The organism is Streptomyces sp. NPDC006339 (genome assembly GCF_040612775.1).
Taxonomy (GTDB): Bacteria; Actinomycetota; Actinomycetes; order Streptomycetales; family Streptomycetaceae; genus Streptomyces.
This window is the reverse complement of the sequence record NZ_JBEXQW010000015.1, coordinates 60,792-85,212: the sequence shown is the minus strand read 5'-3', so window position 1 is coordinate 85,212 and position 24,421 is coordinate 60,792. Positions and strand designations below refer to the sequence as shown.

The 24,421-nt window shown below is 70.2% G+C and carries 27 protein-coding genes; 11 read left to right on the top strand and 16 right to left on the bottom strand.

Annotated elements, in window-relative coordinates:
• Positions 1-25 precede the first annotated feature (25 nt).
• The 3 genes from folE to ABZ135_RS14655 are packed head-to-tail and all read right to left on the bottom strand — an operon-like array spanning position 26 to position 1,841.
• On the bottom strand, positions 26-649 hold the full coding sequence (gene folE, locus ABZ135_RS14665; protein WP_356695486.1) for a GTP cyclohydrolase I FolE: 624 nt from the start codon (positions 647-649) through the stop codon (positions 26-28).
• 53 nt (positions 650-702) lie between these two features.
• A complete protein-coding gene (locus tag ABZ135_RS14660) occupies positions 703-1,434 on the bottom strand; it encodes a 7-carboxy-7-deazaguanine synthase QueE (protein WP_356695484.1) in 732 nt (243 codons plus the stop codon).
• Entirely contained in the window at positions 1,431-1,841 is a 411-nt protein-coding gene (locus ABZ135_RS14655; RefSeq protein ID WP_356695482.1) for a 6-carboxytetrahydropterin synthase, read from the bottom strand. The genes ABZ135_RS14660 and ABZ135_RS14655 overlap by 4 nt, the downstream gene beginning before the upstream one ends.
• 447 nt (positions 1,842-2,288) lie before the next feature.
• On the opposite strand from ABZ135_RS14655, the gene ABZ135_RS14650 reads away from it, so the two are divergent.
• Positions 2,289-3,593 carry a Twin-arginine translocation pathway signal gene (locus ABZ135_RS14650; protein WP_356695480.1) on the top strand — a complete coding sequence of 435 codons (1,305 nt, stop codon included), beginning with the start codon at positions 2,289-2,291 and terminating at the stop codon, positions 3,591-3,593.
• Positions 3,594-3,729: 136 nt separating this feature from the next.
• On the opposite strand, the gene ABZ135_RS14645 is transcribed toward ABZ135_RS14650, so the two are convergent.
• The 12 genes from ABZ135_RS14645 to ABZ135_RS14590 form a co-directional block, all read right to left on the bottom strand.
• Positions 3,730-5,037 (bottom strand): M14 family zinc carboxypeptidase, encoded by a 1,308-nt coding sequence (locus ABZ135_RS14645; protein WP_356695478.1) that lies wholly within the window; start codon positions 5,035-5,037, stop codon positions 3,730-3,732.
• Positions 5,034-5,384 carry a hypothetical protein gene (locus tag ABZ135_RS14640; protein WP_356695476.1) on the bottom strand — a complete coding sequence of 117 codons (351 nt, stop codon included), beginning with the start codon at positions 5,382-5,384 and terminating at the stop codon, positions 5,034-5,036. Before ABZ135_RS14640 ends, ABZ135_RS14645 begins: the two co-directional genes overlap by 4 nt.
• A complete protein-coding gene (locus ABZ135_RS14635) occupies positions 5,381-7,363 on the bottom strand; it encodes a glycoside hydrolase family 15 protein (RefSeq protein ID WP_356695665.1) in 1,983 nt (660 codons plus the stop codon). The genes ABZ135_RS14640 and ABZ135_RS14635 overlap by 4 nt, the downstream gene beginning before the upstream one ends.
• A 365-nt stretch (positions 7,364-7,728) precedes the next feature.
• Positions 7,729-7,923, bottom strand: coding sequence for a DUF5999 family protein (locus ABZ135_RS14630; RefSeq protein ID WP_356695474.1), 195 nt, complete (start codon positions 7,921-7,923; stop codon positions 7,729-7,731).
• A 152-nt stretch (positions 7,924-8,075) separates the two neighbouring features.
• On the bottom strand, positions 8,076-8,654 hold the full coding sequence (locus ABZ135_RS14625; RefSeq protein ID WP_356695472.1) for a GntR family transcriptional regulator: 579 nt from the start codon (positions 8,652-8,654) through the stop codon (positions 8,076-8,078).
• Positions 8,655-8,713: 59 nt separating this feature from the next.
• Positions 8,714-9,622 carry a hypothetical protein gene (locus ABZ135_RS14620; protein ID WP_356695470.1) on the bottom strand — a complete coding sequence of 303 codons (909 nt, stop codon included), beginning with the start codon at positions 9,620-9,622 and terminating at the stop codon, positions 8,714-8,716.
• A complete protein-coding gene (locus ABZ135_RS14615; RefSeq protein WP_356695468.1) occupies positions 9,619-9,846 on the bottom strand; it encodes a hypothetical protein in 228 nt (75 codons plus the stop codon). Before ABZ135_RS14615 ends, ABZ135_RS14620 begins: the two co-directional genes overlap by 4 nt.
• Complete coding sequence (locus tag ABZ135_RS14610) at positions 9,843-10,562, bottom strand: GntR family transcriptional regulator (RefSeq protein ID WP_356695466.1); 720 nt, start codon at positions 10,560-10,562, stop codon at positions 9,843-9,845. The genes ABZ135_RS14615 and ABZ135_RS14610 overlap by 4 nt, the downstream gene beginning before the upstream one ends.
• A 445-nt stretch (positions 10,563-11,007) precedes the next feature.
• The gene (locus ABZ135_RS14605) at positions 11,008-11,475 is read right to left on the bottom strand and encodes a DUF6082 family protein (RefSeq protein ID WP_356695464.1); all 468 of its coding nucleotides are present in this window, start codon (positions 11,473-11,475) and stop codon (positions 11,008-11,010) included.
• Positions 11,472-11,897 (bottom strand): hypothetical protein, encoded by a 426-nt coding sequence (locus ABZ135_RS14600; protein ID WP_356695462.1) that lies wholly within the window; start codon positions 11,895-11,897, stop codon positions 11,472-11,474. Before ABZ135_RS14600 ends, ABZ135_RS14605 begins: the two co-directional genes overlap by 4 nt.
• Entirely contained in the window at positions 11,894-12,508 is a 615-nt protein-coding gene (locus tag ABZ135_RS14595) for a DUF6624 domain-containing protein (protein WP_356695460.1), read from the bottom strand. The genes ABZ135_RS14600 and ABZ135_RS14595 overlap by 4 nt, the downstream gene beginning before the upstream one ends.
• Complete coding sequence (locus ABZ135_RS14590; RefSeq protein ID WP_356695458.1) at positions 12,502-12,963, bottom strand: ATP-binding protein; 462 nt, start codon at positions 12,961-12,963, stop codon at positions 12,502-12,504. Before ABZ135_RS14590 ends, ABZ135_RS14595 begins: the two co-directional genes overlap by 7 nt.
• 520 nt (positions 12,964-13,483) lie before the next feature.
• Between ABZ135_RS14590 and ABZ135_RS14585 the strand changes: the two genes are divergently transcribed.
• A complete protein-coding gene (locus ABZ135_RS14585) occupies positions 13,484-14,692 on the top strand; it encodes an XRE family transcriptional regulator (RefSeq protein WP_356695456.1) in 1,209 nt (402 codons plus the stop codon).
• A 33-nt stretch (positions 14,693-14,725) separates the two neighbouring features.
• Positions 14,726-15,628: a phosphotransferase gene (locus ABZ135_RS14580; RefSeq protein WP_356695454.1), complete on the top strand. Its 903-nt coding sequence runs from the start codon at positions 14,726-14,728 to the stop codon at positions 15,626-15,628.
• Between the two features lie 39 nt (positions 15,629-15,667).
• On the opposite strand, the gene ABZ135_RS14575 is transcribed toward ABZ135_RS14580, so the two are convergent.
• Positions 15,668-16,297 carry a hypothetical protein gene (locus ABZ135_RS14575; RefSeq protein ID WP_356695452.1) on the bottom strand — a complete coding sequence of 210 codons (630 nt, stop codon included), beginning with the start codon at positions 16,295-16,297 and terminating at the stop codon, positions 15,668-15,670.
• Positions 16,298-17,139: 842 nt separating this feature from the next.
• Here ABZ135_RS14575 and ABZ135_RS14570 point away from each other — a divergent pair.
• The 8 genes from ABZ135_RS14570 to ung all read left to right on the top strand — a co-directional run bounded on the left by ABZ135_RS14570 (position 17,140) and on the right by ung (position 24,376).
• Complete coding sequence (locus ABZ135_RS14570; RefSeq protein ID WP_356695450.1) at positions 17,140-17,445, top strand: helix-turn-helix domain-containing protein; 306 nt, start codon at positions 17,140-17,142, stop codon at positions 17,443-17,445.
• 190 nt (positions 17,446-17,635) lie between these two features.
• Positions 17,636-18,730 (top strand): tyrosine-type recombinase/integrase, encoded by a 1,095-nt coding sequence (locus tag ABZ135_RS14565; RefSeq protein WP_356695663.1) that lies wholly within the window; start codon positions 17,636-17,638, stop codon positions 18,728-18,730.
• 110 nt (positions 18,731-18,840) lie between these two features.
• A complete protein-coding gene (locus ABZ135_RS14560; RefSeq protein WP_356695448.1) occupies positions 18,841-19,698 on the top strand; it encodes a HipA family kinase in 858 nt (285 codons plus the stop codon).
• A complete protein-coding gene (locus ABZ135_RS14555) occupies positions 19,695-20,078 on the top strand; it encodes a DUF3037 domain-containing protein (protein ID WP_356695446.1) in 384 nt (127 codons plus the stop codon). Before ABZ135_RS14560 ends, ABZ135_RS14555 begins: the two co-directional genes overlap by 4 nt.
• A gap of 180 nt (positions 20,079-20,258) precedes the next feature.
• Positions 20,259-21,020: a 3-oxoacyl-ACP reductase FabG gene (gene fabG, locus ABZ135_RS14550; protein ID WP_352080279.1), complete on the top strand. Its 762-nt coding sequence runs from the start codon at positions 20,259-20,261 to the stop codon at positions 21,018-21,020.
• Positions 21,021-21,047: 27 nt separating this feature from the next.
• Positions 21,048-21,818, top strand: a complete 771-nt coding sequence (locus ABZ135_RS14545) for an SDR family oxidoreductase (RefSeq protein ID WP_356695444.1) — start codon at positions 21,048-21,050, stop codon at positions 21,816-21,818.
• Positions 21,819-21,966: 148 nt separating this feature from the next.
• Positions 21,967-23,547, top strand: coding sequence for an ABC transporter substrate-binding protein (locus tag ABZ135_RS14540; protein ID WP_356695442.1), 1,581 nt, complete (start codon positions 21,967-21,969; stop codon positions 23,545-23,547).
• Between the two features lie 145 nt (positions 23,548-23,692).
• The gene (gene ung, locus ABZ135_RS14535) at positions 23,693-24,376 is read left to right on the top strand and encodes a uracil-DNA glycosylase (RefSeq protein ID WP_356695440.1); all 684 of its coding nucleotides are present in this window, start codon (positions 23,693-23,695) and stop codon (positions 24,374-24,376) included.
• Positions 24,377-24,421: the final 45 nt, after the last annotated feature.

The following is a 24,421-nucleotide window of genomic DNA, read 5'->3' as shown; positions in this document are numbered from 1 at the left end:
CTCCTTCTAGGTCCGCTCGCAGGCGTCACGCCGCGTGCAACTGGTTGGTCGCGAGGAGAAGGAACTGCTGGCTGAGGACCGGGTCCGTGGCGAAGCGCCCGCCGGAGTGCAGGGTCGTGGTGCGGGCGTCCTCCATCCGCACCCCGCGCATGCTCATGCACAGGTGCACCCCGCGTACGGCGACCGCGACGTCCTCGCTGCCGATCACCCCGGCGAGATGCTCGGCGACCTCGCGGGTGTAGCGCTCCTGCACCTGCAGCCTGCCGGCGAAGTGCTGGGCGACGCGGCCGAACTTGGACAGCCCCACCACCTCGCCCTCCGCCAGGTAGCCGACTGCGACCTGCAGGTTCATGGGGATCATGTGGTGCTCGCAGAGCGACCAGACGCTCATGCCGCCCACCACGACCAGCTGGCCGGCCAACTGCGACTCGGTGAAGCGGGTGGCCGCCGGCGCGCTGCCCGGGGAGAGGAAGTCGTTCCACCAGGCCGCGACCCGCTTCGGCGTCTCGGCCAGACCGTCTCGCTCCGGGTCCTCGCCCAGCTCGACCAGCAGCTGGCTGATGAGGTCGGCGACCCGGTCGGTGTCGATGCCGGGCCGCTGCCGGCGGGGGACGGCCGACGTCGGCCGGGCGACGGTGGTACTCGTCATGTGGGATCTCGCTTTCGCAGGAGAAGAGAGGACCGGGCGGGCTGGTTGCCCGGTCAGCGGCCCTTGGGATCGGCGAAGGCCAGGACGTGGAGCCTGCTGGTGAGGTGCCAGTGCCTGGAGGCGACCGCGTCCGCGAGGACCCGGGACGTTGACGTGATCGCCTCCGCGGTGGTGCCCTCCGGCATCACCCACACCGGCGCGAGCCCGTGCCGGTCCACCAGCTCGGCGATCCGGTCGACGTCGGCGACGGAGGAGGCGACGAACTTGAACGCGGCCCGCCCGGAAGAGGCGAACGCCCGGAGCGCGGACGGCACGATGCTCTTGGCCTCGTCCATCCCGAAGCTCGCCAGCTTCGGCGACACGTTGAACCGGACACCGTCGACCAGCAGCGTGGGGTCAGGGAGGACCGTGCCGTTGGTCTCAAACTCGACCCGCCGGCCTTCATCCAGCAGCCGTCGCACCAGGGGGACCAGGTTCCGCTGCTGGAGCAGCGGCTCCCCGCCCGTGATGACCACGAGCTCGACCGGCGACTGCAGCGCCCACGCCACGAGATCCTGCACGGACTCGCGCGTCGAGACCTCCTGAGGCTTGAACTGGCTCCAGTCCCACGTTTCCTTCGTGTCGCAGGACTCGCAGGTCAGGTTGCAGCGGGACAGCCGGATGAAGATCGCCGGATGGCCGCAGCTCGGACCCTCGCCCTGGAACGTGGGCACCTCGACACCGAAGCGCTCGGCGACGATCAACTGCCTCAGAGGCCCGCCCACGGTCGCCGCGGCGCCGGTCACGGGGCGGCCACGTCGAACCGGGCCCAGCTCCGCTGGGTCTCGCGGACGCGGACGGCGGCCAGCTGCCCGGCGATCCCCGGCGGCATGTTCGCGAGGAACCAGCCAGCCAGGTACTGCGCCAGCAGCTCGGACGTCGGCTCGAAGTCGAAGACCTCGTGCAGGTTGCGGTGGTCGAGTTCGCTGTCGAGGTACCGCTTGAACGGGCCGAGGTCACCGAAGTCCGTCACGAAGCCCGGCCCCTGGAGAGAGGACGCGGAGAGCACGACTTCGACCTGGTAGGTGTGGCCGTGCTGCCGGGAGCACTTGTGCTCAGCCGGGAGGCTGGCGAGGCGGTGACCGGCCTCGAAGTCGAACGTCTTGCCGATGGTGAACCTGCCGGAAGGCAGGGGAACGGGGGCAGTCTCCACGGGAGTCCCTTTCTCGTGACGGAGGGAGCGAGGGCTCGTGCAGCCCTCAATGACGCCTCGCTCGGGAGACGCCGGTTCCGGTACGGATTCCTGGGGCGCCGGCGGTCCCCGCGCGGCTGGCGGGCGCCTCCCGACGAGTGCGGCCCACACGATCCGCCTGCGGCCATGGGCTGGTCTGGCGAAGTGGTGTCGCTCAGGGCCGTTGGAGCGCTGGCTCCTACGATGCGCCTCCTGCTGAGGGGCAGTCATTGACCGTGTGCTGTAGGAACATTGACTGCTGTGGTCAATGCCCGCCCGCATCCCGAAAGTCGAGGGCGTGGCAGGGCGACGAGGGGGCGGACGGTGGGGAAGGTATCGCGAGCGCGGCGTGCGGAGATCCAGCGGGAGGCGACCCGGCTGCGGGCTCAGTGTCAGCGAGACGGTGACAGCCAGGAGCGAACCGTCACCGTGCTCCGGGCCGCGATTCCCGAACTTACGGCGCTGGAGGCGTGGCGCCTGGCTCTGGGATGGTCCCGGGCACAGGCGATCCGCGAGGTAGCTCAGGTCTACCTGGCGGACGACCTGCTGCCGCCGGCCTTGTCGCAGGCTCTGCTGTGCCGGTACGAGCATGGGCAGGCGCAGCCCGGCGACGAGTACAGGATCATGATCTCCCGGGCGTATGGGGCACGCCCGGACCAGCTTGGGCTCGCCACGAACCACCTGTGGTGCAGTACGTGCGCGGCCCCGCTGCCGCTCGACTACGGTCGGCGGCAGCGCGAGGAACAGGGCATCGAACGAAAGGCATCCATGACGACCGAGAGCGGGCTGCCCGCCATCCGTGAATCCGTGCAGTGGGCCGTTCTGGACGCGCCCGAGGGCTCGCCGTCGCTCGTCACCCTGGCCGAGGCCGCAGTGGAGCACTACGCCCTCAACTACAGCAAGCACCCGCCGTCCGTCCTGCATGACGAGGTCCGGGCTACCCGCAACCTGCTTTCCACCGTGGTCGCCGCAGCCGACCGGGACACCGCCCGCGGCCTGCACTGTCAGGTCGGCTGGCTCTCCGCGCTCCTCGGAAACCTCGCCTACCACCTCGACGACCGCGCCGGCGCCCGAGCCCACCTGACCCTGGCGGGCGCCATCGGCAAGTCCACCGGTGAGACGGCTCTCACCGCCTGGTCCAGCGGAGCCCTGGCCATGGTCGCCACCTCCCGACGCGACTGGGACCACGCCCGCGGACACGCCGAGCACGGCCTCCAGCACGCCCCCGCCGGCCTGCGCCGCGCTCAGCTCCTGGGCTGGGCCCTGCTGCCGACGCTTGCCGCACTGGGGGACGTCTCCCGCGCGGACGACGTTGTCAGCGAGAGCGACGAGATCATGCGGACGGCCGTCGAAATCCCGGGCCGCTTCGGATACGACCGTGCCGAGCACCGCCTCCATGTCGCGGAGGCCCACCTCACCCTGGAGCGCTACGACCGGGCCGCCGACGTGGCCCGCACTTCCATTGCGGCAGCCCCCGAGCACACCCCGGGATGGGTGGCGGCCACCCTCGTTCTCGCCCTCGCCGAAGCACGCGACGCTCCCGAGGCAGCAGTCGGCCGCGTGCTGAACGTCCTGGACCTCATTCCGCCTGAGAGACTGCGAGCTACTGCCCGCAGCCGTCTTGCACGCCTTACTCGGCTCCTCGACCCGGCAACGATCGGCGCGGGCGCCGAACTGGCCGAGCGTCTGCGTGCGCTGCCCGCTCCGGTTCGGACAGACGGCACTGCCGCGTAGATGTCCGACGTGCGCAGCCCCCTGCCGCCGGAGGGAACGGACCCGGGGCAGCATCGACCTGGTCGGCTGGGTCAGTGGGACGATGATGTGCGCATGGATGTCCTGGGGGCGGTGGCGGTCGGCCAGGAGAGGCTCGTCAGCGATCATTGCGCACCTCCGGACCGGGCGTTCCGGCAGACGCTGCCGGGCGCAGGGCGGCCATGGCCAGGCCCATCTCTGCCTGGTAGCCGGCCGTACGCGACAGCGGCATGGGCTGGGGCCGGAGGGCCTTTTCCGCCCGGTGGCACCAGGCGATGAGGACGGCCTCGGTCTTCGCTCGCAGGGCCTGAAGCTGCTCGTGGTCCGGGGCGGCGGCGAGGAGCTGGTCGGCGTGGCGCAGGAGCATGCCCGCGGCGCGCGCTGGGACGAGGAGGGCGAGGTCCTGGTCTCGGCCGGCCTCGGGGTTCTGCTGGATCTGCCGGATCATCAGAGGGGTGATTGAGCGGATCTCCTTCGCGGAGGCCAGGAACACGGTCTCCTCATCCGAAGCCGCCATATGTTCGGCTATGAGGTCGCCGAGTACGCAGCGGGTGTCTTCGAGGACGCCGATGGCCTCCTGGGGGGAAAGCCTGATGGGGGCGGACGCCCACATCGGGACCTCCGGGAAGAGACCGAGGCCGCCGTGCCGCGCTGTGTAGTGGGCGCTGCTGGATCCGGCCGGCTCCCACTCGCCGTCGTCGTCCCCGCCGCGAGGACTGTCGGTCCTGGTGACGGCGGGAGGCGCCAGGAGGTAGGCGCCTGCTCCGAAGGAGGGCAGACCGATGCAGTCCGACGGAGTCTGCTCGACGCGCAGGCCGTACCGGGCCGCCAGGTCCGCCATGACCTGGGGGAAGGCGGGCTCGGCGCGGGAGGCCATCGCCCACACCCCGCCGGAGTCGCTTCCGTGGAGCGAGACGGTCAGCGCCGGCCGCACGTCGTCGATCACCCTCATGAGGGCACGGGTCTCCGGCAGGGTTGTGTCGAAGGCGGGGGTGGGGAAGGTCCACTCGGGCTGGCAGTGGGCCTGAGGGCGGTACAGGCCGCGGTGGTAGTCCTCCAGCGTCGGCGGCCACGTCGAGGCCCACCAGTCCTCGTTGGCGGCGACGCCGTCGGGGTCGGCGCATCCCACGAGGTGCCAGGAGACTTCTTCCCGCGTCTGGGGGTGCTCGGCGAGGTACCGGGCGAGCGCAGGGATCACCGCGAGCCCGATCGGTTCGTTCGGGTGCGGGGCGCCGATGACGAGGACGTGCTTGTGACCCCCGTGGACGGTCAGCATCGTCATGTGCCTGCCCTCGCGGGAACGGCCGATCTTGCGCAGGGAGCAGAGCGCCGGGTGCTCGGCGGCGGTCTTCCCCAGTTCCTGGTCCAGCTCGACCAGGGTGGGCGGTCTGTCGCCGATGTACGAGGTGACCGGGTGACGGGTCACGACCAGACCTCCCCGGTGCGGCCGTCGCCGTGGAACAGCGGCGGGGCGCTCGGGTGGGCCGGGACCGTCGTGCGGGGCTCGTAGCGGTAGGTGCGGACGCTGCCCGTCGTGGCGTTGGCCGCGTCGTGCTGCGGCTGCTCTTCGACAGGCGACTGGTCGGGCACCGTCGCGGCCCCCAGCACCGGGGCGTGACCGGCCTCCTGGGCGATCACGCCGGCCGTCAGGGTGAGACCGGCCAGGTTCGCCCCGATCAGGGCGAGGCCGGCCGGAACACCGTGCGGCGTGCGGACGATCCTTCCGTGCCTCGCGGTACGGGCGGATAAGAGGGCTTTCTGGAACGATGTCACGGCTGGCGTACCTTTCCGGGGGCGGAGGCGGCCTGGGCGGGCACGGCGTCCAGGAGGGCGGCACGCTCGCCGCCGACGGGCGCGGAGCCGATCTCCAGGGCCGCGCAGACCAGGGCGATGTGGCTGAACGCCTGCGGGTAGTTGCCCAGTTGGCGGCGGGCGTTCAGGTCGTACTCCTCGGCGAGGAGGCCGACATCGTTGCGCAGCGACAGCAGGTGGCCGAGGACCGCGGCGGCGTCGTCGGCGCGGCCGATCCGGACGAGGCCCTGGGCCAGCCAGCCGGTGCAGATCAGGAAGTGCGCCTCGTCGCCGGGCAGGCCGTCGATGCCCGGGTGCTCGCCCTCGGTCCGGTAGCGCAGCAGGAGCCCGTTGCCCGTGCCCAGTTCGCGCTGGACCGCTTCGATCGTGCCGATGACCCGTTTGTCGTCGGCCGGCAGGAACCCGGCGAGCATGGCGTGCAGGAGGGAGGCGTCGAGCGTGGTCCCTTCGGAGTGCTGCACGAAGGTGTTGCGCTCGGGATCGTAGCCCTCCTCGAAGACTTCGCGGCGGACCGTCTCGGCCAAGGCCCGCCACTGGCCCACCGGGCCGGTCGTCCAGCCGTGTTCGATGACCCGGACCGCCCGGTCGAAGGTCACCCAGACCATGATCTTGGAGTGGGTGAAGTGGCGGCGGGGCCCGCGGATCTCCCAGATGCCCATGTCGGGCTCGTGCCAGAGCGCTTCCAACTCCGTGGCGAGGTCGACGAGGACGGCCGCGATACCGGGTGCGGCGTCCGGGACGGCGAGCGCGATCTCGTACAAGGTGTCGGCCAGCTCCCCGTACACGTCGAGCTGGAGTTGGCCGGCCGCGCCGTTGCCGGTCCTCACCGGCGCGGAGTTCTCGTACCCGGGCAGGTGGGGCAGTGCCTGCTCGGGCAGCTCGGGCTCGCCGCCGATCCCGTACATGATCTGCCTGCGCCCGGGGGTGCCGGCGCAGGAGCGGACCATCCAGTCGGTCCAGGCCAGAGCCTCGTCCAGGTATCCGCAGCGGGCGAGGGCCGCGGCGGCGAAGGCATTGTCACGAAGCCACGAGAAGCGGTAGTCCCAGTTGCGGACGCCGCCGATCTCCTCGGGCAGGGACGTGGTCGGCGCGGCCACCATCGCCCCGGTGGGGGCGTAGATGAGGGTGGCCAGGGTCAGCAGGGAGCGGACGACCGCTTCGCGATGCGGGCCGGTGTAGGTGCAGCGGGCCGCCAACGCCGCCCAGTGGTCGAGGGTGTGCTTGAGCAGGGCGTCGGGGGCCGGCTGCGGCGGCGGGCTGTCGGTGCCCTCCCGCCACGCGAGGGTGAACGCGACCGTCTCCCCCTCCGTGATGGTGAAGCGGGTGTGGATGTCGCCGGCGTCCGCCTGGACGCGGGCGGTGCTGTTGAACCACAGCCGCCCACCGCCGTCTTCGCCGAGACCGATGGCCACGCGCCGCTCGTCGAGGCGTCCGAGGCAGGGGCGGCGGCGTCCGTATCCGGGCCGGGGCCGCAGCAGCATCTGCATCGGCACGGCGCCCTGGACGCCGTTGACGATACGGACCACTTGCGGCGCCTCGGCGCCCGGAACCATGAAGTCGGCGACCTTCACCGTCCCGGTCTCGCAGGCCCATTCGGTCTCCACGACCAGCGAGTCGCCCGCGTACCGGCGCACCGGGACGGGCGCGGCGGCGCCGGGAAGGACGGTGGGGGCGAGCTGCCAGAAACCGTGTTCGGAGGTGCCCAGCAGGCGGGCGAAGGGTGCGTCGGAGTCGAACCGGGGCAGGCACAGCCAGTCGATGCTGCCGTCCCGCCGGACCAGGGCCGCGCCCCGCTGGTCGCCGAGCAGGGCGTAGTCCTCGATCGGCCCCGGGCCGTTCTGGCTCGGCGCCGGCGGGGCGACGTAGAGGCGGGGGCCGCCGGGCTCGTCCCGGTGGACGAGGAGGCCGTCGGCGAGCAGGGGCCGGCACACCCGTGCCATCCGGCGGGTCCCCAGTCCGTGCCGGCGTACCAGCAGCCCGGTCGGCAGCGGCGTGCCGCTTCGGTAGTGTCCGGAGAGGATCTGGTCACCGATCTCCCGCACGAGGTCCTTGTCCTTGGGGTGCGCCTCGTCCGGGCGCAGGCGCCGGGCCTGGCCCCGGCGCGGCAGGGCGATGTCGCCGTCCGCGTCCAGCTCCCCCAGCGCCTGGCGGGTGAGCTTCACCGTCCGGGCTATCTCACGGGCCAGGCTCTCCACCGGGGGAAGAGCCGTTTCGTAGGGGAGCCGGCCGATGAGGTCACGCAGCGCGGCACGCGCCGCGGCGAGGTCCCTCTGCCGGGCGAGGGCGCGGGAGTCGGCGAGCGCGCTCACGCGGCCACCGCCGTCGTGGGGCGGTGCGGGGCGATGATCTGCCCGTCGGGCAGCAGTTCCCCGGTGTCCTCGAAGAGCAGGACACCGTTGCACAAAAGGCTCCACCCCTGCTCGGGGCGGGAGGCCATCGGGCGGGCCGCCTCACGGTCGGCGGAGTCGGCGGTAGGGCAGGCGGGCTGGTGCTGGCACATGTGAAGTCCTGGTTCGACAGGAGGGACAGAAAGGGGGAAGGAGCCGGTTTCCTCAGGCGGGCCGGCGGAAAGAGGTGGTCGTCCCGGCCGGACGAGGACGCGCTGTTCCCGGCCCGGCAGGAGCGCCCTGGCCGGTGAGACCCGTAACGCGTTCACGCCGCACCCGCCCCGGCCCCGCCCACGGTGACGGCCTGCCGGCCGTACCCGCCCGTGCGGTGTCCGGAGCCCAGGGTTCTGCTGGTGACGACTGCCCGGCCGCCGGCGCTGACTTCCACCAGGCCGCGTGCCGCCAGGTCCGCAAGCGCCAGGTCGACGTGCTCACCAGGGACGTGAAGCCCCTTCGCCAGCGAGGCCCGGCCGACCCGGACGCCCGGGGGCAGGTCGCCGCTGCGGATCCGCCGCTCGATCTCGGCGGCCACCGAGCCGACCGGCGGACAGGGAGGAAGGGCCTGCCGGAGCGCCCGCAACATGTCCCGAGCCCTGCCGGCCAGGACGCATACGTCCGTGTAGCTCCTGGTGCCGGAGCGCTCGGGCGGCGTCAGCGCCGAGATCCAGGCGTCCCAGCGCGCCCGGTCCGCAGGGGAGTCGGTGTGGGAACGCCGGGACCGTGCCAGCCCCAGCCACGGGCCGGTCGCCGCCCAGACGTGGTGGTGCGCCTCCTCGACGGCCGCCGCCGTCCAGACGCGGCGGGTGGTCACCCGCCGCAGCGCGGTGAGGTCCTGTTTCAGCATGGTCGCCGTCCGTACGACGGCCGGGTCCGCCGGTCGGCGGAGAGGGAGAAGAGACACGGTCACTCCGAGGTCGAGAGCGGGGCGGCGGCGCGGTGGACGAGGAAGTCGGCGCTGTCGTCGGCCAGGCTCCAAGGGCGTGAGCGGGAACGGAGGACGAGGCCGACGACGGACAGGGCCTGGTGGAGGCGGTCGAGGCACTCGTGCCAGTGGTCCTCCGCACCGGCGGGCGGCAGGCCGGTATCCGGGGCGCGGGCGAAGGCGGCGGCCGGCCACCAGGTCAGCCAGGCGCAGCGGTCGGCCTCGGGAGGCCACACCGTCTGGGTGATGTCGCGGACGCCGACCCGGCCGAAGGAGGACCGGTCCTGCAGGAAGAAGCCGAGTCCGGCCTCGCGCAGGGCGTCGCGGATGACTTCCTGCGGCGAGCGTTCGGGATACCAGCCGTTTCGCCGGTAGTGCGGGGGGACGGGCTCCGACAGCGCCCAGGCGGTGGCCGCCGGCAGCTGCCTCGGCGGCACGTCCGCGGGCATCCGGTAGACGAGCAGCTCGGCGGTGAAGTGGTAGCGCGGCGAGCACCTGAACCGGCTCGGCTCCACGACGTAGCCGAGGGACTCCAGGGCCTGGGCCGTCGCGGCGATCCGCGTCCGCCAGTGGTCTTCTGCCCCGTCCGGTACCCGGCCCGTCCTGTCCTCGCGGCGCAGCGCGGCGTCCGGCGTCCAGGCCACCGTCACGCACAACTCCGCGCCCTCGGGCCAGGCGGCTTCGGTGAGCACGTAGGCGCGGCACACCCCCAGGCCCTGGGGCACTACGGGCCGGCAGAAGCGCTGACCGTCGGCGTCGGCCCTGATGAGCCAGCTCTCGCCGAGCCCCAGCTCACGCAGGTGGAAGTCCACCAGAGCGCGCCCGCTCTGCGGATCGGACCGGTCGTAGACGGGCTCGGTCACGGGCCCTTCGCGGGTCCACTCGCTCACCGGGACTCCTTCGACACGGCAGAGGGCTGGGGCCAGGGGTTGTGCTCGATCACCGCCGTGGAGGCGATGAGCAGCAGCACCAGGACGAGGAACCCGGCGCAGGACGGAAACCCGCTCCGCCCGTTTGGGAAGGCCGGCGCCGGCTTCTTCTGCCTGTGCCGGACGCTCACACCCGCCAGGCCGAGCGTCAGCAGGGCCGCGATCATGGTGAGGGCGTCGGTCATGGCTCAGCCCCCGCTCGTGCGGCGGAGCCGACGAGAATGTGCAGCGCGCGCTCGACGACGTCGGGGTACTCCGCCCGCGTCCATCCGCCCCGGCGCATCGCCACCTGCAGGTCGGCCAGGAGAAGAGCCTCCCGGGCCTGCCGCGAGGGATCGAGGACGTACGTCCCGGGCGTCTCGGCCGCCTGGTGGCGGCGCAGCAGGCCCTCCAGCGCGAGCTGGAGAAAGGCGAGCTGGATCGTCGTTCGTGACGTGTCGAACTCGATGGCGAGGGACTGCTGGGGCGGCATTCGCTGGCCGGGCTGGTAGGTGTGGTCGGTGAGCCGCTTCCGGATCGCCTGCACGACCAGGTCGGTGGCGGTGCTGGTGCGGTGCGGGGGCCGGCCTGCGGGCCCGAGGGCTCGCACACCGGGAAGCCCGTCGAGGGTGACCAGGCCCTCGTCGCGCAGAACACGGGTCACGGCCGTGGTCATGAGATGGGTCTCGCCGAAGCGGACTCGCAGGCCGGTCTGGGTGCGCACCGTCCCGGGCCGCCAGATGCCCGAGCGCAGTTCCTCGCGGAGGGTGAGGAGCATCGGCTGGTCGGGGCCCGCTCCCATTCCGCGGGCGCGGGGGATCTGCTGCGTGCCGGATCCGGCCCGGTCGGGACCGGACATACCGCGGTCCGCTGCGGAGAGCGCCGTGCCGGTGCTCCTGCGCATCGTCGAAGAGGCCCTCATGGTCAAGGCGCTCCCTTCTGGTCGTCTTGGGCGTGCTGATCGGTCGGTGGTGGCGCTGTCCCCACGCCGCCGGGGCGCCGGCCCGGCAGGCGGGGCGCGATCTCTACGAGGAAGAGGACCGCGCCGCAGAACCCGGCGACGAACACGGCTCCCCACCACGTCATCGCTCTCCTCCACGTCTGCCGGCCGCTGCCGCACGAAGCGGCGGCCAGGACACCGCCCACGCTCCCGCCAGCGGGCATATCCGCATAAAAGGGGTGCTCTTGGGGTGAGGGGTCCCGTGCCGGCTCCGGACTGCCGGTACCCGTGCAGGGGGGAAGGGCCGGCCGCGAGCTCCCCCACGGAGGTGCGGCCGGGGCGCGGACGGGTGCGCCGCCTCCCTCGGGTGAGGAAGGCCCCGGTTCAGGTCCGCGCCGTCAGGACGGCGCGGGATGTCCCCTCCGCGTCAGGCAGCGGCGGGCTGGTTCTGGCGTGCGGCCCGTACGGCTTCGTCCGCGGCCCTGGCCAGGGCGTCGTGGAGGCGTTCGGCCTGCGGGTCTCCCACCGCCTCCTGGGCACGCAGGTGCCCGAACCTCTCCCAGTACCGCCGGGCCGTCTCGTTGCGCATGATCATCGAGGCGTAGAGGCGGAGCTGGTGCTCACTCACGAGGCCGAGCCGGTCGCGCAGGCTGAGGGTGCACAGCATGTGGTTGGCGGACATCAGCCCCATGTACTCCTCGGCCTCCATGCCGGCGGGCGCCCACTTCGCCGCCACGGCGGGGTCCGTGAAGACCTTCTCCAGCCAGTCGAGCTGGTTGCGGGTGAGGGCGATATCGACCCGCTCCCGCTGGTGCTTCGCCTCCTGGTGCAGGCGGGCCACGCCGACGCCGGCCACAGCCGCGCCCGCGAGCAGTACCACGGTGCCGATCCTCATCGGACAGTCCTTTCGATCAGGGGGTGCTGGTGGGTGTTGCCGCCCGGGGCGGGCGGGGTGGAAGGCCCGGCGTCCAGGGCGGACAGCCCGAGCACGAGGCGCGCGAGGTTCTGCGCCCGGCGGACGACGGCGTCGGCCGGGAGAGCGAACGGCGGCACTGCGGACGTCAGCGGCTGGTTAAGCCGCCCGTGTGCCTCACTGAGGACGGGCGGCGGTCCGCCGGGCGAGCCCGGCCGCACACCGGCCTCTACCGCGTCGCGCAGGTACACCCCGTACGCGTTGAGCTGGTGCACCACGGCGACGGCCTCGTCCCGCGAAGGCCGGTCCTCACCGTCCGGCGCCCAGGCCAGGACCTCCTCCGCGAGCGTCCGCGCCTTCTGCCGGAGGCTCTCGGCCGCGTCCGGGGCGGCAGCGGCGGTCATGCCGCGCCCGCGAGAACAACGGACCCCGCCGCGTCGAAGCACGGGTCCGCGGCCAGACGGTCCCGCAGCCTCCGCAGCGCGACGCCGGCGGGCGGGAGCCCCACCGCGGCCCGGCGCGCGTCGAGGTCGCCGGCCGGGTCGGACACCGCCTGCCGCTGGGGCCCGTCGAGGCCGAGGCGGTACTGGGTGCCGTAGAGCTGCGGCCGCCCGGAGTTCGCGAGATAGCGGTCGTAGAGATGAGCCCACTGCCGAAGGGAAGCGGTACCCCGCTCCACGGCGTCGTACATCAGCCGGGAGGCGAGCTGCTGGACATCGGCCCGGGTGTCGGCACGAAGAGCAAGGCGCCACGCGGCCCTCGCACCTACCTCTCCGACGAGCGGCACGCCCGGCCACCCGTAGTCCGCGACGGCCCGCGCCAGGAACCCCGCGTTGACGTGATCCATGTGGCGGCCCGCGTCGATCTGCTGATCGGCCGGCTGCATCTGGGCCAGCCGGGTCCAGTGCTCGTCCGCCCTCTCCGCCCGGGCGATCAGCTCGCGCGCGAGGTAGGGGTGCATCGGGGCGGTACTCATCACGCTTCGGGTGGTCTCGTCCTTGCGCGCAATCAGCACGCCTGCTCCTGGGGATAAGTCGGAAGGCGTGCCCACGTGGTGCGGTTCTTGTTGCGGGTGCCCCATTCGCACGCCAGCCGCGTCACCAGAAGAAGGCCGCGGCCTCCCGTCTCAGTGCTCTCGACGGCCTTCACCTGGGCCCGCTGCGAGTTCCCATCGGTGACTTCGATCAGCAGCTCGTTTCCGGTGTGCTCGATGCGCAGCCCGACAGGCTCACGGGTGCCGAGGCCCCCGTGCAAGATCGCGTTCGTCACCAGCTCGGACACGATGAGGACCGCGTCGTCCGCCACCACCGCGGGGACACCGCCCCAGCGCTCCAGCGCGCTCTCCGCCACCCGCCGAGACGTCTTGACATGCGTCGGTTCGCTGGGCAGGAACACCTCGACGGTGTTCCGGAGCGGCACAGTGGCCGACGCGGAGCGTCCGGGGCTCTGGGGGATGTGCTCCTGTGCCATAGGGGACTCCTTGGCGTATGAGGCGACGGCAGCGGTCGTCGTGAGCAGGCTCGGTTGGGCGCGGAGGTACCCGCGGGCTCACAGGTCCAGACGTCGGGCGCCTCGGCCAGCGAGCGGCGTGCATCTCGGGATAGCCCGAGGGAGGTAAGAGTTGCCCTCGTGGACTGGGGGCGGCAACCGTGACGGTTCACGCAAACGTGGTGGGCCTGCGTGACGCTTCACGTATTTCCGGGGTCGCGCTCGACGGTGTCACGCATTCCTGACCCCCAACTGAAAGCATGTCGCTACGCTGGTGGGCGAGTTGAAGGGAACCGACCTCATGCGACGTGGTCCAGCACTTCATGGTCCCTCCTGCGCAAAGCGGTTACGCGAGACTGGTACCGAACGCGGACACACAACGGGCGAGATCGCTCGCACAATTCAGGTGCACTGCTCCGTTTCCCACCTCCGTGCACAGCGTCTCGCCAAGGGTTTGACTCTCTCTGAAGCGGCAGGCCAGATCCGTCGGCTGGTCTCAGACGTGGACAACGCCCCCCGAGTCACCGTGGAACAGCTGAGGCTGTGGGAGACCGGAAGGCATCAGCCGATTCACTCCACCGTGCTCGTCCTCGCCGCGTTCTACGACTGCTCGCCGGGAGACCTGGGGCTGGACGCGACCGAGGTGGTCGCCGCGGTCTCCCCACGGGCAGAGCCCCAGCACGGCCACCCGGCCGAGGAGATCCCCGTGCCCGCCATCGGCGAGCAGATTCCCACGGCCGCCGAGCACCTCTCGTACCGGGTCGACGCCGCGCGACGCTCGATCGACCGCACCCTCGCCTCCGCTACGGTGAACTCCAGTCAACTGGACCACATCGACGAGATGGTTCTCTGGGCCAGCCAGGAGTACATCTACACACCGCCGGCGCAGATGCTCGCCCGCCTGCTGGACCTCCTGGTGGAGGTCGAAGGGCTGGCCGCATCCCGACAGCCGGCCGCCGTCCAAGTTCGGCTCTCTGAGCTGACGGCGATACTCTCCACGCTCACGGCCGACGCGCTCATGAAGCTCGGCGACCTCTCCCGATCGCGATCCTGGTACGCCACAGCTCGGACCGCTGCGGACGACAGCGGGAACGCGGAGCTTCGAGCTCGCGTCCGGGCCCAGGCTGCGATGCTCCCCTTCTACTACGGTCCGATCACCCACGCGGTGAACTTGTGCCGGGAGGCCAGGACCATCAGTAGCAGGTTTCGAACCAGCGCCACGCACGCCTTCGCGGCGGCAGCAGAGGCTCGGGCTCTGGCGAAGCTGGGCGCCACGGCCGAGGCCGAAGCTGCTCTGCGCTACGCGAAGAAGGCGTTCGAACAGTTCGGCGGGGACTCGGCGGACGACGCGTTCGCCTTCCCGGTGCGCCGCTACCTGCTCTACAGGAGCGGGACGTTGACGGCTCTCGGGCACACGCGCGAGGCACGACAGGTACAGGAGGAGGCGCTCGCCCTCTACCAGGACAAGACAGGAATCGACCCCGCGCTTCTCCGTCTCGAAGCCGCCATCTGCTACGCACGGGACCGAAGCCCCGACGAAGCGTGCCAGCTGGCCGGCGTCACCTTCCTGCGGATGGACCCCGCCCACCGCACACCCATCGTGGAGGAGAGGGCCCGCGAGGTAGTAGAAGTCCTCCCGCCAGCGATACGGACAGGTCGGGCGGCACGCGAACTCCTTGAGATCATCGAACTGCCGCCGGGCCGGATGTGACAGGACGGGCCCCGGTCGGTAAGCCTGTGCGACATGACAATCACGCCGGCCCCCGGTGGGTTCGACGAGTTCGAGATGTACCAGGTACTGGAGCGGGCCTGCACGCAGGCCGGCCTCGACAGCCGTGATGCGCGCCTGCTGCGCGGCCACACCAACGCGGTGCTCCTTTTGGAGAAGGAGCAGGTGGTGGCCAAGATCGCCCGGAAGGGAACCGACGCCGGCAGCGTCGCGCGCACGGTCGCTTTCGTACGCTGGCTTCTCGATGCGGGTTTCCCTACCGTCCCTCTCCACGCCTGCGATCAGCCGCTGGTCGTCGATGGGCACGCTGTCACCTTCTGGACCTACTTGCCGCAGCCTGAGCACCCGGTGGCGGCGGGGGCGCTGGCCGGGCCTCTCAAGAGGCTTCACTCGCTGCCCCCACCCCCGATCGCTCTTGCCGAGCACGACAACATCCGCGCGATCCGTCGCTCATTGACGGCCATCACCTGCCTTCCTGCTGTAGCCCTCGGATTCTTGGAGGAGGAAGCGGACCGACTCGAAGAAGCACTGGGAGACGTCCAGTTCTCCCTCGCTCCCGGACTGATACAGGGCGATCCTCAGCATCGGAACGCGCTGCACACCCCTGGTGGGTCGGCAGTGCTGTGCGACTGGGACACGGTGGCCCAGGGTCAGCCGGAATGGGACCTCGTCACCGTTGAGGTTCACTGCCGACGGTTCGGCTACGGCCAGGCTCACTATCAAGCGTTCGTGGACGCCTACGGGTGGGACGTCACGAGAAGCGCGGGCTATCCGGTCTTGCGTGATATTCGCGAACTACGGATGATCACCACCAACGCGAGGAAGGTTCGACATGCCCCCGAGTCGCTGAGCGAGATCCAGCGGCGGGTCGAAGGACTCCGAATGCGAGACAAGCAGCTCACCTGGAACATCCTCTAGCCTTCCCCGGGCGCCTGGGTCTTGCCGTGCCTCAGCTCTCTAGCGGGCGGGCCTGTCGAAGCTGCGGCGCTCGGGCACTCCCAGGATCATGGGCAGGACCGGCGCGGTCGGCTGAAGGGCCTGGATCTGCGGTTTCTCGTCCACAGCGAAGACGACGGCGTTCGCCGGCGGGGCGAGATACAGGCCGACGACGTCACGGATCTTGTCGATGAGGAATAGGTCCGGAGAGATCTTGAAGGTCTCGGTCCGCCACAGCTGCAGGCCGAAGGCGTGCCAGATCCGCAGCACGCTCGCGGGCGAGATACTTACGACCTTGGCCAGCTCCCGCTTGGACCAGTGCGCACCCGCAGGAGGGGTCTGTTCCAAGGTGCGGACCACGACTTCTTCGACTGGGCGTCGGTGATGGTCTGTGGGACCCCGGGCCGGGGTTCGTCCGCGAGGCCGTCGAGGCAGTCGCGCATGAACCGTGTGCGCCAGCGGCGCACGGTGGTCTCTGCCGACGCCGAGCCGCGCGGCGACCACGGTGTCGTTCCAGCCGTTCGCGCACGCCAGCACGATGCGTGCGCGAATGGCCAGCCGCTGCGCGGTCGAGCGGCGCTTGGCCCAGTTTTCCAGCGTCAGCCGCTCGGCCTCTGACAGCACCACAGGTTCCAGCCGGGTATCACCCATGCCCACAGCACAGCGTCAACGCGTGACCTGCCGCAGGCGAACACGCAATCCGAAACAGAAAACGCCGCATGTGGCGACCCACGACCTCAAAACCAGGTCCTTAGAAGCGCTGCTCTCGCTTGCCCGGCCAACCCGGTGGAATGAGAACTGAGTTCGACATTGCTCACGGCAGACAGGAATCTTCCGATTGGGACTGGAACACCGTGTAGTGGCATGTCAACCTACTCATCCGGTCCGCTGGTAATTGCCGCGGTGCCTACGTTGATGGATCTTGGAGGGATTGTGTCAAAGGTTTTGTCGTCCATCCGAGTTTCAAGCCCCTTCCTATTCGCCCTCAGTGCGCTGCAGGTCGCAATGTCTCATGCGCGACATGATTTCGGAGGCGTAGCGACTGGATTGTGCCTCTGCGTGTGTGCGGCCGGGCTGACCGGAGAGGATCTTCTACAACGTGACTACCGCCGGGACCGGGTTGTACTTGCCTACGTGGCCAGGCACCCCGGAGTCGACGTTGTACAGGTGGCTCGCGCCCTCGGAGACCCGGACCGGATCGTCGTGCGAAGCCTCGCTCGACTCGAGGAGGACGGCCTTCTCGTTTGTGTTGTGGAACATGAACCGTCGGGCGGACGGACCTATCACATTGCAGGTTGACAGTGCCCGAGCGTGACGAGGGGGCGCCGCGGTGGTCCGGAGTGCAGAGCAACATAGCCCATGATCGCCGGTTAGCCTAACCGGCGATCGTCAGGATCATTTAGGTGTTCGCATTCGACTGTGCTTGGCGGTGGAGTCGTCGTGAACGAGGGCTGCCCACGCCCGTTTTCTTTCCCCCTCACAGGAAGCGCTCCATGCCTGCACGATCGCTGCTCGCTGCCTCAGCTGCGCCTGACCCTGCCAGCGCTGTTCGCTCCGGGTTTCTCAACGTAAAGGATGCCGCCGAGTACCTGGGCATATCCCCCCACACCCTTTATGTCTGGCGGCATCGACGGCAGGGGCCGCCGAGTTTCCGTATGGGCTCTCGTGGCCGTGTCATGTATCGGCGTACAGCTCTCGATGCCTGGATCGATGAGCAGGAACGCGCAGACTCTCGCTCTAACCCTGCCCTGAACCCACTGGGTGCGGCTCCACAGCGTCGTGGGAACCCCGGCGTTTGACCACGTGGCGTTATCAGGCGCCGTTCGCCTTCTCTTGAAAGGTATTTATTTGGCCGGGTATGTCGAGGATCGTTGGCTCAAGAAGAAGAAGGATCCGGTCACCGGGAGAAGGGAGAAGACCGCTCGCTACGGTAAAGGTAAGCGGTACAAGGTCGCTGGGATTCCTGGGGTGCGAGACCGATCCTTTGATGTGCTGGAGGATGCCAAGGCGTGGCTTCGCCGGGCGGCCACGGACGAGGAGCGAGGCGAATTCGTAGATCCGCGCGACGGGTCCATCACGCTGGCCGACTACATCGCGATGCACTGGGCACCAGGGCGAGGCGGTGCTCCGAAAACCCAGGACAGTCAGGAGCGTAGGTGGCGTCTCCATATCGTCCCGCACCTGGGCCAGCTTCCGCTCAGGAGCATCGCTGCAACGGATCTGCGCGCGTTCATAACCAAGCTGGAGTCGACAGTCTCGTCAGTCGACTACCAGCGCGGCATCCTGTCCGAGCTTTCCTCCATCCTGGAGGCGGCCGTCGACGACAAGCGCCTCGCGCGCAACCCTATGCACGCGAAATCCGTGCGGTGGCCCAAGTCGCCACGGGAGCGGCGCGACGCGTGGCCGATGGACACGGCCCTGCGAGTCCGCGATGCCATCAGCGAGCGGAACAGGATCGCCGTCGTAGTCGGCCTGGGGTGCGGACTCCGCCAGGGAGAGGTCTTCGGGCTCAGTCCGGAGGACATCGACTACGGGCGCGGACTGCTGCACGTTCGGCGCCAAGTACAGGCGATTCACGGAAGGCTGTACTTCGCCTTGCCGAAGGGGAAGAAGATCCGCACGGTGGATCTGCCCCCCTCGGTAGCCGAGGAACTCAAGCGTCACATCGAAGCGTTCCCGCCGGTAGAAGTGGAGCTGCCGTGGGGCAAGCCGGAGGGGGAGAAGAAGAAGTTCTCCCTGCTGCTCACCACGCGCTTCGGCAACGCTGTCGCGGTGAACACATGGAACACCTACACCTGGAAGCCGGCCTTGGCCAAGGCGGGCGTCATCCCGCCGCGCGCCGAGGGGGCGAAAGCCTGGCAGTGGGCGGCGGCCCCGAAGGACGGCTTCCATGTGCTTCGGCACACCTATGCCTCGATCATGTTGGAAGCCGGAGAGTCCGTCGTGACCCTGGCTCGGTGGCTTGGACACTCCTCGCCTGCGATCACTCTCGGTTACTATGCTCACTTCATGCCGGAGGCCGGCAGCAAGGGACGCGGCACCATCGACGGTCTGCTTGGGGAGCGCGGGGGATCAGCTTGCTAGCCGAAACTCCCCAGATTCTCCCCAGCGCTGTAGACCCGTGTTCCCGGCCTCTACGTTCCGGAGAAGCCTTCCGTGGATTGCAAGGTTGAAGAGATGGGTGGCCTGGGAAAGTGTTGCAAGAGGTCGTAGCGACCCGCTATGTCACGCCCCTGCGGGAGGGTGGATCGCTTCCGGGGATCGTCGAGGCTGACGATCTCGGCACGTACGTCATGAAGTTCACCGGCGCCGGGCAGGGGCGCAAGACCCTGGTGGCCGAGGTGATCTGCGGGCAGCTCGCCCGTCGGCTCGGGCTGCGGGTGCCGGAGCTCGTCACCATCGAGCTCGACCCCGTCATCGGGCTGTCGGAGCCCGACCAGGAGGTGCAGGAGCTTCTCAAGGCGAGCGGCGGGCTCAATCTCGGGATGGACTTCCTGCCGGGCTCGCTCGGGTTTGACCCGCTCGCCTACGAGGTCGATCCCCAGGAGGCCGGCCGCGTCGTCTGGTTCGACGCGGTCATCAACAACGTCGACCGGTCCTGGCGCAATCCCAACATGCTGGTCTGGCACGGCGACCTGTGGCTCATCGACCACGGCGCCACCATGATCTGGCACCACAACTGGCCCGGCGCCGCCGCCTCCGCCGCCAAGCCGTACGACGCCTCCGACCACGCGCTCGCCCCCTTCGCGCCGGACATCGCCGCCGCGGCCGCCGAGCTCGCGCCGCTCGTCACCCGCGAGCTGCTCACCGAGGTCGCGGCCGACGTGCCCGACGCGTGGCTCGTCGACGAACCCGGCTTCGCCGGCACGGACGAGCTGCGGGCCGCGTACGTCGAGGCCCTGCTGTCGCGCGCCGCGACCGTCCACGAGCGGATCACCCTCGGACCGCGCACCGAGCGGCGCCCCCAGCAGCCCCCGGGCTGGCTCGCCGAACGCCTCGCCCCCCGGCCGCACGCCGCCGAGCCCGCCACCGAGAAGGACAGCACCCCGTGACCGACCGCGATGTCTTCGAGTACGCGCTGCTGCGCGTGGTGCCCCGCGTCGAACGTGGCGAGTGCTTCAACGCCGGGGTGGTCGTCTACTGCCGCGCCCGCTCCTTCGTGGCGGCCCGCACCCATCTGGACGAGACCAAGCTGGCCGCGCTCGACCCGGCCGCCGACGTCACCGGCGTACGGGCCGCGCTGCACGCCGTCGAGGGCGTCTGCGCGGGCGGTGACGCCGCCGGCCAGGCGGCCCGCGACGACGCCGGCCGGCGCTTCCGCTGGCTGATCGCCCCCCGCTCCACCGTGGTCCAGCCCGGCCCCGTGCACACCGGTCTGACCACCGATCCCGAGGCCGAGGTGGAACGCCTGCTCGACCTCCTCGTGCGCTGAGCGGGCGCGTTCGGCGACACGGAGTGATCCGGTGCACCCGGTGGGCCGTTGACACCGGGTGCCAGGGCTTCTAGCGTCTCGTCTGCGGGCGATACTAAGCGGTCGCTCATCTGCGGGAGAGCGAGCGGGCCGCCGGTACGGACCGCATCCAGGGACGATCCAAGGGCGAGGAGAACAAGCATGTCCACCACCGAGCAGCGCGTAGCCGTGGTCACCGGTGCGGCACGGGGCATCGGCGCCGCCACCGCGATCCGGCTGGCCGCCGAGGGCCGCGCCGTCGCCGTACTCGACCTCGACGAGGCGGCCTGCAAGGACACCGTCGAGAAGATCACCGCCGCGGGCGGCACCGCGCTCGCCGTCGGCTGCGACGTCTCCGACAGCGCCCAGGTGGAGGCCGCGATCGCGCGGGTCGTCGCCGAGCTCGGCGCCCCCACGATCCTCGTCAACAACGCGGGCGTGCTCCGCGACAACCTGCTCTTCAAGATGTCCGAGGCGGACTGGGACACGGTCATGAACGTGCACCTCAAGGGCGCGTTCCTGATGGCCAAGGCGTGCCAGAAGCACATGGTGGACGCGGGCTTCGGCCGGATCGTCTCGCTGTCCTCCTCCTCGGCGCTCGGCAACCGCGGCCAGGCGAACTACTCCGCCGTCAAGGCCGGTCTCCAGGGCTTCACCAAGACCCTCGCCAAGGAGCTCGGCAAGTTCGGCATCACCGCCAACGCCGTCGCCCCCGGCTTCATCGTCACCGAGATGACCGCGCAGACCGCCGAGCGGGTCGGCATGGGCTTCGAGGAGTTCCAGGCCGCCGCCGCGTCCATGATCCCGGTCCAGCGCGTCGGCCGGCCCGAGGACATCGCCAACGCCATCGCCTTCTTCACGGGCGACGACGCCGGTTTCGTCTCCGGCCAGGTCCTGTACGTGGCCGGCGGCCCGCTCAACTGACGCCCGAGCGCGGGGAGGAGTACGCACATGAGCGAGCGCAGGGTACTGCCGGAGCCCTCGGGCAAGGTCGCCCTCGTCACCGGTGGCAGCCGGGGCATCGGCTACGGCGTCGCCGAGGCCCTGGTGGCCCGGGGCGACCGGGTCTGCATCACCGGGCGGGGCGAGGACGCCCTCAAGGAGGCCGTGGAGCGGCTCGGCGCCGACCGGGTCATCGCGGTGCCCGGCAAGGCGCATGACGAGGCCCACCAGGCCGCCGCCGTCGCCGCCACGATGGAGACCTTCGGGCGGGTCGATTTCCTGATCAACAACGCCGGCACGAACCCGGTGTTCGGCCCCATCGCCGAACTCGACCTGGGGGTGGCCCGCAAGGTCTTCGAGACCAATGTGGTATCGGCCCTCGGTTTCGCCCAGCACACGTACCGGGCGTGGCAGAAGGAACACGGAGGGGCGATCGTGAACATCGCCTCGGTCGCCGGAATCGCCGCCTCGCCGTTCGTCGGCGCATACGGAATGAGCAAGGCGGCCATGATCAATCTCACCCTCCAGCTCGCGCACGAATTCGCGCCCGTGGTCCGGGTCAACGCCATCGCCCCGGCCGTCGTGCGAACGAAATTCGCCGCGGCGCTGTACGAGGGCCGGGAGGTGGAGGCGGCCGCCGCCTACCCCCTCGGCCGGCTCGGCGAGCCGCAGGACATCGGCGGTGCCGCCGCCTTCCTGACCTCGCCGCAGTCGGACTGGATCACCGGTCAGACCCTGGTCGTCGACGGCGGTATTTTCCTGAACGCCGGTGTCGGGTGACCGATATCCGGACACTTTCTTGATTTCCTGACCGGTTTGGCCCCGGTTGTTCAGCGAATGCCTCAAGTGCCCCGCCAGGGTCGATCATTGACCTGGCGGGGCGCTGCGGTATCGTCGGCCGACCCCAGGCTGAACGAGGAGCGTGCACGTGTTCAACCGGACCAGTCTGCAGGCCGCTGCAGCCCTTGCGTCCATATCCCTCCTGTCCGGATGCAGTGTGTTTTCGGACGGTGAATCCGCAACGGAACAGAGGATCGTCGTGGGGACGACGAGCTCGCCCTCCACGCTCGATCCGGCCGCCGCCTGGGACAATTCCTGGGAGCTTTTCCGGAATGTCTTCCAGACCTTGGTGAGCTTCCCGACCGGCCGGACGACGCCCGAGCCGGACGCCGCGGACTGCAAGTTCAAGGAGGGTTCCTCCAGCCGGGTCTTCGAGTGCCGGATCCACGACGGGCTGACCTTCTCCAACGGCCACAAGCTGGACGCCGAGGCCGTGAAGTACTCGATCGAGCGAATCCGCACGATCAACCACAAGGGTGGCCCCAACGGCATGCTGGGCTCGCTCGACAAGATCGAGGTCGTCCAGCCCGACACGGTCGTCTTCCGGCTCAACAAGCCCGACGCCACCTTCCCCTTCGTCCTCGCCACCCCGGCCATGTCGATCGTCGACCCGGCGGAGTACCCGGCGGACCGGCTCCGCACCGACGGCAAGCTGGTCGGCTCCGGGCCGTACGTCCTCGACGAGTACAAGGTCAAGGAGAAGGCCGAGCTCACCCGGAACCCGAGCTACAAGGGCTTCGCCGACCGCAAGAACGGCGGCGTGACCATCCGCTACTTCGCGGATTCCGAGGCGATGGTCACCGCGCTCAAGGAGAAGGAGATCGACGCCACCTACCGCGGTCTGACCGCGGCGGAGGTCGTCGACCTCCAGGCCGACACGCCGGAGAACCAGGGCCTCCAGTTGGTCGAGTCCACCGGCGCCGACATCCGCTACCTGGTCTTCAACACCAAGGACTCCTCGGTCGCCAAGCTGCCGGTCCGCAAGGCCATCGCCCAGCTCGTGAACCGCGAGGAACTGGTCAACAAGGTCTACCAGGGCACCGCCGAGCCGCTGTACTCGATGGTCCCCAAGGGCATCGCGGGCCACACCACCAGCTTCTACGACCGCTTCGGCGAGCCCGACACGGCCAAGGCCAAGGCCATCCTGCGCGGCGCCGGCATCACCGAGCCGGTCGAGCTGGACTTCTGGTACACCACCGACCGCTACGGCTCCTCGACCGCGCCCGAGTTCGCCGAGCTCAAGCGCCAACTGGAGGGCTCCGGCCTCTTCCGGATCACGCTCCACGGCAAGCCGTGGACGGAGTTCCAGGCCGGCTACCAGAAGGGCGAGTACCCCGTCTTCGGCCGAGGCTGGTTCCCCGACTTCCCGGACCCGGACAACTTCATCGCCCCGTTCGTGGGCGAGGAGAACGTCCTCGGCACCCCGTACGTCAGCCCCGAGATCACCGGCGAGCTCCTCCCCAGGTCCCGGCGCGAGAGCGACCGCGCGGCCGTCACGGACGAGTTCAAGAAGGCCCAGGAGATCATGGTGCGGGACGTCCGGCTGCTGCCGCTGTGGCAGGGCAAGCTCTACATCGCGGCGAGCGAGGACATCGCGGGCGGCGAGCGGGCCCTCGACCCGCAGACCGTCATGCAGATGTGGGAGCTCAGCCGCCGCACCAGTTGGTAGTCGCGTAGTCGCGTAGTCGTGTGCGTGTAGTCGTGTACGAGCCGTCGGCCGCCCGGTCCCGCAGGACCGGGCGGCCGACGGCGTTGTCAGTGGCCCCCGGTAGGTTCTCGTCCGGAGTACAACGAAGCCCACGGAGGTTGTTGACGTGACCGACACCGACATGCTGCCCGAGTCCTGGCGCGGCGTCCTCGGCGAGGAGCTGGAGAAGCCCTACTTCAAGCAGCTCACCGAGTTCGTCGAGGAGGAGCGGGCCAAGGGGCCGGTCTACCCGCCGCGCGAGGAGGTCTTCGCCGCCCTCGCCGCCACCCCGTTCGACCGGGTGAAGGTCCTGGTCCTCGGCCAGGACCCGTACCACGGCGAGGGCCAGGGCCACGGCCTGTGCTTCTCCGTCCGCCCGGGCGTGAAGACCCCGCCCTCGCTGCGCAACATCTACAAGGAGATGCAGGCCGAGCTCGGCCACCCCATCCCCGACAACGGCTATCTGATGCCGTGGGCCGAGCAGGGCGTCCTGCTGCTCAACGCGGTGCTGACCGTCCGGGCCGGCGAGGCCAACTCGCACAAGGGCAAGGGCTGGGAGAAGTTCACCGACGCCGTGATCTCGGCCGTCGCCTCCCGGCCGGACCCGGCCGTCTTCGTGCTGTGGGGCAACTACGCCCAGAAGAAGCTGCCGCTCATCGACGAGACCCGCCACGTCGTGGTGAAGGGCGCCCACCCCTCGCCGCTGTCGGCCAAGAAGTTCTTCGGCTCCCAGCCCTTCACCCAGATCAACCAGGCCGTCGCCGCGCAGGGCCACGAGCCGATCGACTGGCGGATCCCCGACCTCGGCTGAGCCGGGCGATTCCCGTGATGATCAGGCCGGATCCGGCGCGGCGGG